This is a genomic window from Pseudomonas sp. FFUP_PS_473, from assembly GCF_002858665.1.
Classification (GTDB): Bacteria; Pseudomonadota; Gammaproteobacteria; order Pseudomonadales; family Pseudomonadaceae; genus Aquipseudomonas; species Aquipseudomonas defluvii.
Map to the genome: position 1 here is coordinate 24,841 of NZ_PJQQ01000042.1, position 11,140 is coordinate 35,980.

At 62.9% G+C, this 11,140-nt stretch carries 11 protein-coding genes; all 11 read left to right on the forward strand.

Annotated features, from left to right (window positions below):
- The first annotated feature begins 2 nt into the window (after positions 1–2).
- Complete coding sequence (locus CYD26_RS21800; RefSeq protein ID WP_065761563.1) at positions 3–200, forward strand: CcoQ/FixQ family Cbb3-type cytochrome c oxidase assembly chaperone; 198 nt, start codon at positions 3–5, stop codon at positions 198–200.
- Positions 197–1,177 (forward strand): cytochrome-c oxidase, cbb3-type subunit III, encoded by a 981-nt coding sequence (gene ccoP, locus CYD26_RS21805; RefSeq protein ID WP_065761562.1) that lies wholly within the window; start codon positions 197–199, stop codon positions 1,175–1,177. The genes CYD26_RS21800 and ccoP overlap by 4 nt, the downstream gene beginning before the upstream one ends.
- A 274-nt stretch (positions 1,178–1,451) precedes the next feature.
- Positions 1,452–2,867 carry a cytochrome c oxidase accessory protein CcoG gene (ccoG, locus tag CYD26_RS21810; protein WP_102053639.1) on the forward strand — a complete coding sequence of 472 codons (1,416 nt, stop codon included), beginning with the start codon at positions 1,452–1,454 and terminating at the stop codon, positions 2,865–2,867.
- A 12-nt stretch (positions 2,868–2,879) separates the two neighbouring features.
- Positions 2,880–3,419 (forward strand): FixH family protein, encoded by a 540-nt coding sequence (locus CYD26_RS21815; protein ID WP_099773978.1) that lies wholly within the window; start codon positions 2,880–2,882, stop codon positions 3,417–3,419.
- A 78-nt stretch (positions 3,420–3,497) separates the two neighbouring features.
- Positions 3,498–5,948: a heavy metal translocating P-type ATPase gene (locus CYD26_RS21820; protein WP_102053640.1), complete on the forward strand. Its 2,451-nt coding sequence runs from the start codon at positions 3,498–3,500 to the stop codon at positions 5,946–5,948.
- Between the two features lie 13 nt (positions 5,949–5,961).
- Positions 5,962–6,189, forward strand: a complete 228-nt coding sequence (gene ccoS, locus CYD26_RS21825; protein ID WP_099773976.1) for a cbb3-type cytochrome oxidase assembly protein CcoS — start codon at positions 5,962–5,964, stop codon at positions 6,187–6,189.
- Positions 6,182–6,865 (forward strand): sulfite exporter TauE/SafE family protein, encoded by a 684-nt coding sequence (locus CYD26_RS21830; protein ID WP_065761557.1) that lies wholly within the window; start codon positions 6,182–6,184, stop codon positions 6,863–6,865. The genes ccoS and CYD26_RS21830 overlap by 8 nt, the downstream gene beginning before the upstream one ends.
- Positions 6,866–6,947: 82 nt before the next feature.
- Positions 6,948–8,330: an oxygen-independent coproporphyrinogen III oxidase gene (gene hemN / locus CYD26_RS21835; protein WP_102053641.1), complete on the forward strand. Its 1,383-nt coding sequence runs from the start codon at positions 6,948–6,950 to the stop codon at positions 8,328–8,330.
- Between the two features lie 110 nt (positions 8,331–8,440).
- Entirely contained in the window at positions 8,441–9,175 is a 735-nt protein-coding gene (fnrA, locus tag CYD26_RS21840; RefSeq protein ID WP_102053642.1) for a Crp/Fnr family transcriptional regulator FnrA, read from the forward strand.
- Positions 9,176–9,231: 56 nt separating this feature from the next.
- Positions 9,232–9,780 carry an adenine phosphoribosyltransferase gene (locus CYD26_RS21845; protein ID WP_065761554.1) on the forward strand — a complete coding sequence of 183 codons (549 nt, stop codon included), beginning with the start codon at positions 9,232–9,234 and terminating at the stop codon, positions 9,778–9,780.
- 57 nt (positions 9,781–9,837) lie between these two features.
- The gene (locus CYD26_RS21850) at positions 9,838–10,293 is read left to right on the forward strand and encodes a transposase (RefSeq protein WP_065761553.1); all 456 of its coding nucleotides are present in this window, start codon (positions 9,838–9,840) and stop codon (positions 10,291–10,293) included.
- Positions 10,294–11,140: the final 847 nt, after the last annotated feature.

The following is an 11,140-nucleotide window of genomic DNA, read 5'->3' on the forward strand; positions in this document are numbered from 1 at the left end:
TGATGGATATCGGGATGATTCGTGGCCTGGGCACCGTCGTGGTGATGGTGGCCTTCATTGGCCTGGCGTTGTGGGTATTCAGTTCTCGACGCAAGTCTGAGTTCGACGAAGCGACCTTGCTGCCTTTCGCGGATGATCCCGAGGCCATCAAGCACGTCGAGCAAGCGCAAGCGAGAGCTTCTAGGAGTAACAACGAATGACTACCTTCTGGAGTCTGTACGTCACCGTTTTGAGTCTGGGCACCATCTTCGCCCTGACCTGGCTGCTGCTGTCCACCCGCAAGGGCCAGCGCAGCGAAGCCACCGATGAAACCGTGGGCCACTCCTTCGATGGTATCGAGGAGTACGACAACCCACTGCCGAAATGGTGGTTCATGCTGTTCGTCGGCACCATCATCTTTGCCCTGGGCTACCTGGTGCTGTACCCCGGCCTGGGCAACTGGAAAGGTATGTTGCCAGGTTATCAGTACCTGGATAACGACAAGAAAACCGAGTTCGCCAACGGCCAGCCTGGCTGGACCGGCGTTCACGAGTGGGAAAAGGAAATGGCGCGTTCGGATGCCAAGTTTGGGCCGATCTTCGCCAAATTTGCTGCCATGCCGATTGAGGAAGTCGCCAAGGATCCGCAAGCACTGAAAATGGGTGGCCGCCTGTTCGCCTCCAACTGCTCGGTGTGCCACGGTTCCGACGCCAAGGGCTCCTACGGTTTCCCGAACCTGACCGACAACGACTGGCGCTGGGGCGGCGAGCCGGAAACCATCAAGACCACCATCATGGCCGGTCGTCATGGTGTGATGCCGGCCTGGGCTGAAGTGATTGGCGAGCAAGGCGTAGCCGACGTGGCGGCCTTTGTCCTGACCAACCTCGATGGCCGCACCCTGCCAGAAGGCGCGAAAGCCGATCCGGCCAACGGTCAGAAGCTCTTCGCTGCCAACTGCGTGGCGTGCCACGGGCCTGAAGGTAAAGGTACCCCGGCCATGGGCGCACCGAACCTGACTCACCCACAGGCGTTCATCTACGGTTCGAGCTTTGCTCAACTGCAGCAGACCATCCGTTATGGCCGTCAGGGCCAGATGCCTGCCCAGCAGGACCTGCAGGGTAACGACAAGGTTCACCTGCTGGCAGCCTACGTCTACAGCCTGTCGCACCAAGCCGACAAGGCGACCGACGCGAAGTAATTCGATCGGCTGAAAGAAGCCCCGCCAGCCTGCGCTGGCGGGGCTTTTTTACACCCATCAAGCCGTGACGGATTCGGCGATCACCGGCTTCGTGACCTGCGTCAATTGACACATGCCATTACACTATCGCAAAGCTTTACCCAACGCGGCCAAAAGTCGCACCCCTCCCCCGTAATGCCAGTACAGGCGTATCATGCGCCCTAGAGCATCAAGCTTTTGACTGCGGCCTGCATGTACGGGTCGTGGCACTTTTCCACTGCCGTGGGACTCAATGATGAGCAACCAGATTCCGGTACACGACGTCACACCGCCTGCCAAGAAAGCCGACAACAGCGTCGACCTCTATGCCTCTCGTGACAAAATCTATACCCGCGCTTTCACCGGCCTGTTCCGCAACCTGCGGATGGTTGGCGGCGCAGTCCTGTTCGTGCTCTATTTCGGCACCGTCTGGCTGAACTGGGGCAACCACCAGGCCGTCTGGTGGAACCTGCCCGAGCGCAAGTTCTACATCTTTGGCGCGACCATCTGGCCGCAGGATTTCATCCTGCTCTCTGGCCTGTTGATCGTGGCGGCCTTCGGCCTGTTCTTCATCACCGTCTTCGCCGGCCGGGTGTGGTGTGGCTACACCTGCCCGCAAAGCGTCTGGACCTGGGTCTTCATGTGGTGCGAAAAGGTCACCGAAGGCGACCGCAACCAGCGCATGAAACTCGACAAGGCCCCGATGAGCGGCAACAAATTCCTGCGCAAACTGGCCAAACACAGCCTGTGGCTGCTGATCGGCTTTGTCACCGGGATGACCTTCGTCGGCTACTTCTCGCCGATCCGCGAGCTGGTGGTAGAGTTTTTCACCGGCCAGGCCGATGGCTGGGCCTACTTCTGGGTGGGTTTCTTCACCCTGGCAACCTACGGCAACGCCGGCTGGCTGCGCGAGCAGGTGTGCATCTACATGTGCCCATACGCCCGCTTCCAGAGCGTCATGTTCGACAAGGACACCCTGATCGTCTCCTACGACCCGCGCCGGGGCGAAACCCGTGGCCCGCGCAAAAAGGATATCGACTACAAGGCCAAAGGCCTGGGGGACTGCATCGACTGCACCATGTGCGTTCAGGTGTGCCCGACCGGCATTGATATCCGTGACGGCCTGCAGATCGAGTGCATCGGCTGCGCCGCCTGTATCGACGCCTGCGACACCATCATGGACAAGATGAACTACCCACGCGGGCTGATCAGCTACACCACCGAGCACAACCTGTCGGGGCAGAAAACCCACATGGTGCGCCCACGCCTGATCGGCTACGCCATTGTGCTGTTGACCATGATCGGCCTGCTGACCAGCGCCTTCGTCATGCGTTCGCTGGTTGGCTTCGACGTCAGCAAAGACCGCGTCCTGTACCGTGAAAACGCCCAGGGCCGGATCGAAAACGTCTACAGCCTGAAAGTCATGAACAAGGACCAGCGCGATCACGTGTACGTGCTCGATGCCGCCGGCCTGCCAGGCCTCAAGCTTGAAGCCGTGCGTGAAGTCAGCGTCGCTGCCGGCGATATCGTCAGCCTGCCCGTGCAACTGTCGATGGCACCGGAACAACTGCCCTCGACCACCAACGAAGTCACCTTCATCCTGCGCGACGCCGATGACAGCAGCGTCCAGGTTGAAGCCAAGAGCCGATTCATCGGCCCGCAAATTCGATAAGAGAGTCTGCCAATGCGTTCAGCAACTGCCGCAAGCCCCTGGTACAAGCACCTCTGGCCTTGGATCATCATTGGCATTCTGGCCACATCGGTGACCCTCAGCCTGACCATGGTTGGCATCGCGGTAAACAACCCGGACAACCTGGTCAACGACAACTACTACGAGGCCGGCAAAGGCATCAACCGCTCACTCGACCGCGAGTTGCTGGCGCAGACGCTCAAGCTCAAGGCCAGCGTGCACCTGGACGAGCTCACCGGCGAAGTGGACCTGCGCCTGCAGGGCGACAGCCAGCCGCAACGCCTGCAGTTGAACCTGATCTCGCCAACGCAGCCCGAGAAAGACCGCAAAATTGAACTGGTACGCAGTGAAAGCGAACCCGGCCGCTACCTTGGCCAGCTCAATGACAAGGTAGAAGGTCGGCGTTTCGTGGAGTTGCTGGGCAGCCAGGACGAGCACGTCTGGCGCCTGTTCGAGGAAGAACAGGTCGGCCACGACAAAACCCTGGTATTGGGCGATGAAGCCCTTCAGGGCGCCGAACACCTGGAACAATGAGTTTCGCCATCATCGCTGGCACGCTCGGCCCCTGCGGGGGCCGGCCGTGCCCGTCCTGAACTGCCTGCGATAGACACCATGACCAGCCCCCCCCCCTGCTACCACTGCGCCCTGCCCGTCCCTGGCGGCAGCCACTTCACCGCTGTGGTACTGGGTGAACCGCGCCAGTTCTGCTGCCCGGGCTGCCAGGCAGTCGCCGAAGCCATCGTCGCCGGAAACCTGGAAAGCTACTACCAGCACCGCAGCGAAGCCAGCGCCAACCCTGATGCACTGCCCCTGCAACTGGTCGATGAACTGGCCCTGTACGACCGTCCCGACGTCCAGAAACCATTCGTGCGCCACACCGGCGAACAGGCCGAAACCACCCTGCTGATCGAGGGCATCAGTTGCGCCGCCTGTGGCTGGCTGATCGAAAAACACCTGCGCAACCTGCCCGGCGTGGCCGAGGCCCGACTGAACCTGTCGAACCACCGCCTGCAAGTGCACTGGAGCGACAGCCAACTCCCGCTGTCAAAACTGCTCGCCGAACTGCGCCAGATCGGCTACGCCGCGCACCCCTACCAGGCCGACCGCGCCGCCGAGCAACTGGCCAATGAAAACCGTACAGCCCTGCGCCAACTGGGCGTCGCCGGGCTGCTGTGGTTCCAGGCAATGATGGCAACCATGGCCACCTGGCCGGAGTTCAACATTGACCTCAGCCCGGAACTGCACACCATCCTGCGTTGGGTGGCGATGTTCCTGACCACCCCGATTGTCTTCTACAGCTGTGCGCCGTTCTTCCGCGGCGCCGCCCGCGACCTGCGTACCCGCCACCTGACCATGGACGTCTCGGTGTCACTGGCCATTGGCCTGGCCTACGGTGCCGGTATCTGGACGGCCATCACCGGCAGTGGCGAGCTGTACTTCGACGCGGTCGGCATGTTCGCCCTGTTCCTGCTGGCCGGCCGCTACCTGGAGCGACGGGCCCGCGAACGAACCGCAGCGGCTACCGCGCAACTGGTCAACCTGCTCCCGGCTTCCTGCCTGCGCCTGGATACACAGGGCAACAGCGAACGCATCCTGCTCAGCGAACTGCACGTGGGTGACCGCGTGCTGGTCCACCCGGGCGCCGTGCTGCCCGCCGATGGGCGCATCCTTGACGGCCAGTCCAGCGTCGATGAATCGCTGCTCACCGGCGAGTACCTGCCACAACCGCGCCAGCCCGGCGATGCCGTGACCGCCGGCACCCTGAACGTGGAAAGCGTGCTCACCGTCGAAGTACAGGCACTGGGCCATGACACCCGGCTGTCTGCCATTGTCCGCCTGCTGGAGCGGGCGCAGTCGGAAAAGCCCCGGCTGGCGGTGATCGCCGACCGCGCCTCACAGTGGTTCCTGCTGTTCACCCTGATCGCTTCGGTTGCAATCGGCCTGCTCTGGTGGCAACTGGATGCCGACCGGGCCTTCTGGATCGTGCTGGCCATGCTGGTTGCCACCTGCCCGTGCGCCCTGTCGCTGGCCACCCCCACGGCACTCACCGCCGCCACCGGCACCCTGCACAAGCTGGGCCTGCTGCTCACCCGCGGCCATGTGCTGGAAGGCCTGAACCAGATCGACACGGTGATCTTCGACAAGACCGGCACCCTGACCGAAGGCCGCCTGACCCTGCGCAGCATTCGCCCACTTGGCAACGCCGATGCCGATCACTGCCTGAAACTGGCCGCCGCCCTCGAAAACCGCTCCGAGCACCCGATTGCCCGCGCCTTCGGTCGCGTCCAACACGTCGCCGACGAAGTCCAGGCCTCACCCGGCCTCGGCCTTGAGGGCCAGGTTGACGGGCAGCGGCTGCGCATCGGTCAGCCCGCCTTTGTTTGCGCTCTCAGCGGCAGTACCGTGCCGTCGATGCCCAATGAGGCCGGGCAATGGCTGCTGCTCGGCGACACCCGGGGTCCACTGGCCTGGTTTGGCCTGGACGACCGCCTGCGCCATGACGCCAGCGACCTGGTGGCGGCGTGCAAGGCCCGCGGCTGGAAAACCCTGCTGCTCTCCGGGGACAGCTCCCCCATGGTCGCCAGCGTCGCGGCAGAACTGAACATCGACCTGGCCATCGGCGGCCTGCGCCCGGACGACAAACTGGAGAAGCTCAAGGCATTGCAACACGAAGGGCACAAGGTGCTGATGCTCGGCGACGGCGTCAACGACGTGCCGGTACTGGCAGCCGCCGACATCAGCATTGCCATGGGCTCCGCCACCGACCTGGCCAAGACCAGCGCCGATGCCGTGTTGCTGTCCAATCGGCTGGACGCACTGGTGCATGCCTTCGCCCTGGCCCGGCGCACCCGCCGTATTATTATCGAGAACCTGCTCTGGGCAAGCCTGTACAATGGCCTGATGCTGCCGTTCGCGGCACTGGGCTGGATCACACCGGTCTGGGCGGCGGTCGGCATGTCGATCAGCTCATTGATCGTGGTGCTCAACGCACTGCGCCTGACCCGCGTCGCCGGTGATTCGGCCCAGGCCGCGCCTGCCACCTCTCGCCCCGCGACGGCCTGACCAGGAGATTTCCATGCCCGCGCTCTATGTCATGATTCCTGCTGCGCTGCTGATCGTTGCCATCGCCGTGTACATTTTTTTCTGGGCGGTCGACAGCGGCCAGTATGACGACCTCGAAGGCCCGGCCCACAGCATCCTGTTCGACGACCAGGACCCAAAACACCAGGCGGCCGTAGACACCACGCAAGCGGCTGAAAAAACCGCCAGCGCCAAAGACGAAGGCGCCCCACCCCGTGGCTGACCTGCTGCCCCTGCTGAGTTCGGCGCTGATTCTGGGTTTGCTCGGCGGCGGCCATTGCCTGGGCATGTGCGGCGGCCTGATGGGCGCCCTGACCCTGGCGATCCCGCAGGAGCAACGCAGCCGTCGCCTGCGCCTGCTACTGGCCTACAACCTGGGCCGCATCCTCAGTTATGCCACCGCCGGCCTGCTGCTCGGCCTGGCAGGCTGGGCACTGGGCAATAGCCCGCTCGCCACCGGCATGCGCGTCGTGGCGGCACTGCTGCTGATTGCCATGGGCTTGTACCTGGCAGGCTGGTGGAGCGGCCTCACCCGTATCGAAGGCCTTGGCCGAGGCCTGTGGCGGCATATCCAGCCGATTGCCAACCGCCTGCTGCCGGTGTCCAGCGCGCCACGCGCCCTGCTGCTCGGCGCACTTTGGGGCTGGTTGCCGTGCGGCCTGGTCTACAGCACCCTGCTGTGGGCCGCCAGCCAGGGCAATGCCCTCGACAGCGCCTTGCTGATGCTCGCCTTCGGCCTCGGCACCTGGCCGGTCCTGCTTGCCACCGGCCTTGCTGCCGAACGCACCCGCGCGGTACTGCGTAAACGGGGCGTGCGCATCGCGGGCGGCCTGCTGGTGATCCTCTTCGGCCTCTGGACCCTGCCCGGCCCGCACCAGCATTGGCTGATGGGCCACTGAAGCGGCGTTGATGCAAATCAACACCCCGTTGCGAATCGCTCCCTAGACTTCAAACATTGCCGCATCTCTAGGGACTGCCTCCATGCTCGACGTACTTCGTTGGGACTCTGACCTGATTCGCCGTTACGATCTGGCAGGCCCACGCTACACCTCCTACCCAACTGCCGTGCAACTGCACAGCCAGGTGGGCGCCTTCGACCTGCTGCACGCCCTGCGTGACAGCCGTCGAGCGGTGCGCCCACTGTCGCTGTATGTGCATGTGCCCTTCTGCGCCAATATTTGCTACTACTGCGCCTGCAACAAAGTCATCACCAAAGACCGTGGTCGCGCCCAGCCCTACCTGCAGCGCCTGGAGCAGGAAATCCAGCTGATTGCCTGCCACCTCGACCCTAACCAACAGGTCGAGCAGTTGCACCTGGGGGGCGGTACTCCCACCTTCCTCAGCCACGAAGAACTGCGCCAGCTCATGGCTCACCTGCGCAAGCACTTCAACTTGCTCGACGACGACTCCGGCGACTACGGCATCGAAATCGACCCGCGCGAAGCCGACTGGTCGACCATGGGCCTGCTGCGCGAACTGGGCTTCAACCGCGTCAGCCTTGGCGTACAAGACCTCGACCCGCAAGTACAGCGGGCCATCAACCGCCTGCAAAGCCTGGAGCAAACCCGTGCGATCATGGAGGCAGCGCGCACCCTGCAGTTCCGTTCAGTCAACCTCGACCTGATCTACGGCCTGCCCAAGCAGACCCCGGAAGGTTTTGCCCGCACGGTCGAGGAAGTGATCAAACTGCAACCAGACCGGCTCTCGGTGTTCAACTACGCGCACCTGCCCGAGCGTTTCATGCCGCAACGGCGGATCGACGCCAACGACCTCCCCGCCCCTGCGGCCAAACTCGAGATGCTGCACAACACCATCGAACAGCTCACCGCTGCCGGCTACCGCTACATTGGCATGGACCACTTCGCCCTGCCGGACGACGAACTGGCCATCGCCCAGGAAGAGTCGACCTTGCAGCGCAACTTCCAGGGTTACACCACCCACGGGCACTGCGACCTGATTGGCCTCGGTGTTTCGGCGATCAGCCAGATCGGCGACCTGTACTGCCAGAACAGCAGCGACCTGAACGAATACCAGAACAGCCTGACCCTGTCACAACTGGCCACCAGCCGCGGGCTGATCTGCAACCAGGACGACCGCGTGCGCCGCGCCGTGATCCAGCAGTTGATCTGCCATTTCGAGCTGAAGTTCGAGACCATCGAACAAGCATTCACCCTCGACTTTCGCGGCTACTTCAAGGACCAATGGCCGGCACTGGAAGGCATGGCCAAGGACGGCCTGATCAGCCTCGACGCCCAAGGCATCACGGTACTGCCAGCGGGCCGCTTGCTGGTGCGCTCGGTGTGCATGGTCTTCGACACCTACCTGGACCTGCACAACCGCCAGCGTTTCTCGCGGGTCATTTGACGATGAGGGGGCACAGACACCGATCAACAGCTTGTATAGCGCACTGGCTTCAGGGAATTTGCTGAGTTACCCTTATGGCTTATGTGTGCTTTACCACAAGGACTGATGAAATGTCTGTGCCAGTTAAACAACGCGCTCACAACCAAGCCCATTGCAAGGATTGCAGCCTGGCGCCCCTGTGTCTCCCCCTGTCACTCAACCTGGAAGACATGGACGCACTGGACGACATCGTCAAACGCGGGCGTCCGTTGAAGAAAGGCGAGTTCCTGTTCCGACAGGGCGAAAACTTCGGCTCGGTCTATGCCGTACGCTCAGGCGCACTGAAGACCTTCAGCCTGAGCGACAGCGGCGAAGAACAGATCACCGGCTTCCACCTCCCCAGTGAGCTGGTCGGGCTTTCCGGCATGGACACCGAGGCCTATCCGGTATCGGCCCAGGCCCAGGAAACCACATCGGTATGTGAGATTCCCTTTGAGCGCCTGGACGAACTCTCGGTACAACTGCCGCAATTGCGTCGCCAGTTGATGCGCGTCATGAGCCGGGAAATCCGTGACGACCAGCAAATGATGCTGCTGCTGTCGAAGAAAACCGCCGACGAGCGTATCGCCACTTTCCTGGTCAACCTGTCGGCGCGCTTCCGTGCTCGCGGCTACTCGGCCAACCAGTTCCGCCTGAGCATGTCGCGCAACGAAATCGGCAACTACCTGGGCCTGGCGGTGGAAACCGTGTCCCGGGTGTTTACCCGCTTCCAGCAGAACGGCCTGATCGAAGCCGAAGGCAAGGAAGTGCGCATCGTGGACCCAATCCAGCTGTGTGCCCTGGCGGGCGGCGCCCTGGAAGGCTGAACACCGCGTATAAGCGGGTATACTGATGGGCATTTGTTCCTCAGGATACCCGCACCATGCCCAGCGACACTTTCAACCTCAAGGCCTTGATCCGCCCGGTAATGGACTTCCCCAAGCCCGGCGTCGTGTTTCGCGACATCACCCCGCTGTTTCAATCGCCCCGAGGCCTGCGCCATGTCGCCGACGCCTTTATCGAACGCTACGTCGAAGCTGAGTTCAGCCATATCGGCGCCATGGATGCGCGTGGCTTTCTGATCGGCGCGATCATCGCCCACCAGTTGAACAAACCGCTGATCCTGTTCCGCAAGCAAGGCAAACTGCCTGCGGACGTGCTGACCGAAGGCTACCAGACCGAATACGGCGAAGCCTTTCTGGAAGTGCATGCCGACAGCCTGTGCGAAGGTGACTCGGTACTGATCTTCGACGACCTGATCGCCACGGGTGGCACGCTGCTGGCCGCGGCCAACCTGATACGCCGCACCGGCGCCCAGGTGTTTGAAGCCGCAGCGATCATTGACCTGCCCGAACTGGGCGGCTCACAGCGCCTGCAGGCGGCGGGCATTCCGACGTTCTGCCTGACCACCTTCTCCCTGAGCGAACAGTAGCCCAGGCACCCTCGCAGGCAAGCCTGCTTGTATGGTAGGACTTAAAAGGAGATAGACATGGACCGTCCAAACTCCCACCGCCTTCGTCGGGGCAGGTTTTCCGAACCTGGCAGGCTGTATCTGTTGACCAGCGTCACAGAGCATCGAACACCTATCTTCACAGACCTGAGGCTCGCACGACTGTTGGTCGCTGAGTTCCGCCATGCACAACAGGCAAGCACTGCGCGATCACTCGCCTGGGTGGTAATGCCCGATCACTTCCATTGGCTGATGGAACTGCAACAGACAACCTTGAGCAGTGTGATGCGGCAGCTCAAATCGCGAAGCACCTGCGCAATAAACAAGGCCTGCCTACGTTCGGGCCGGCTATGGCAAGCAGGCTTCCACGACCGCGCGTTACGCCACGAAGAAGATGTTCGGGCCATTGCCCGCTATATCATCGCCAACCCACTGCGCGCCGGGCTGGTTCAAAAAATTGGCGACTACCCTCACTGGGATGCCGTCTGGCTCTGAACCACTGAGTGCCTGTGATGGCTAGTGACTGCATCGCGGGCAAGCCCGGCTCCTACAGGTTGCGCGGGCCTGTTGGAGCTGGCTTGCCTGCGATGGCTTCGGTGGGGTGCCAGCGAGTTCGCGGCGTCTGTATCGCGGGCAAGACCCGCTCCTACAAGCTGGGTTGCCTGCGATGGCCTCGGCGCGGTGCCAGTGAGTGCGCGGTGTCTGCATCGCGGGCAAGCCCGGCTCCTACAGCTGGCGCGGGCTCTGTTGGAGCTGGCTTGCCTGCGATGGCCTCGGCGGGGTGTCCGCGAGTACGCGGCGTCTGTATCGCGGGCAAGCCCGGCTCCTACAGCTGGCGCGGGCTCTGTTGGAGCTGGCTTGCCTGCGATGGCGTCGGTGGGGTGCCAGTGAGTTCGCGGCGTCTGTATCGCGGGCAAGACCCGCTCCTACAAGCTGGGTTACCTGCGATGGCCTCGGCGCGGTGCCAGTGAGTGCGCGGCGTCTGTATCGCGGGAAAGCCCGGCTCCTACAGGTTGCACTTTCTGTTGGAGCTGGCTTGCCTGCGATGGCGTCGGTGGGTGTCCGTGAGTTCGCGGCGTCTGCATCGCGGGCAAGACCCGCTCCTACAGCTGGCGCGGGGCCTGTTGGAGCTGGCTTGCCTGCGATGGCTTCGGTGGGGTGCCAGCGAGTTCGCGGCGCTTGCATCGCGGGCAAGCCCGGCTCCTACAGGCTGGCGCGGGCTCTGTTGGAGCTGGCTTGCCTGCGATGATTTCGGTGGGGTGCCAGCGAGTGCGCGGCGTCTGCATCGCGGGCAAGCCCGGCTCCTACAGGCTGCGCGGGCTCTGTTGGAGCTGGCTTGCCT

Coding starts and splice junctions, on each gene's coding strand:
- CYD26_RS21815 (WP_099773978.1), top strand. CDS start 2,880: ATGCGTTCAGCAACTGCCGCAAGCCCCTGGTACAAGCACCTCTGGCCT.
- CYD26_RS21800 (WP_065761563.1), top strand. CDS start 3: ATGGATATCGGGATGATTCGTGGCCTGGGCACCGTCGTGGTGATGGTG.
- fnrA (WP_102053642.1), top strand. CDS start 8,441: ATGTCTGTGCCAGTTAAACAACGCGCTCACAACCAAGCCCATTGCAAG.
- CYD26_RS21845 (WP_065761554.1), top strand. CDS start 9,232: ATGCCCAGCGACACTTTCAACCTCAAGGCCTTGATCCGCCCGGTAATG.
- ccoG (WP_102053639.1), top strand. CDS start 1,452: ATGAGCAACCAGATTCCGGTACACGACGTCACACCGCCTGCCAAGAAA.
- ccoP (WP_065761562.1), top strand. CDS start 197: ATGACTACCTTCTGGAGTCTGTACGTCACCGTTTTGAGTCTGGGCACC.
- CYD26_RS21820 (WP_102053640.1), top strand. CDS start 3,498: ATGACCAGCCCCCCCCCCTGCTACCACTGCGCCCTGCCCGTCCCTGGC.
- hemN (WP_102053641.1), top strand. CDS start 6,948: ATGCTCGACGTACTTCGTTGGGACTCTGACCTGATTCGCCGTTACGAT.
- CYD26_RS21850 (WP_065761553.1), top strand. CDS start 9,838: ATGGACCGTCCAAACTCCCACCGCCTTCGTCGGGGCAGGTTTTCCGAA.
- ccoS (WP_099773976.1), top strand. CDS start 5,962: ATGCCCGCGCTCTATGTCATGATTCCTGCTGCGCTGCTGATCGTTGCC.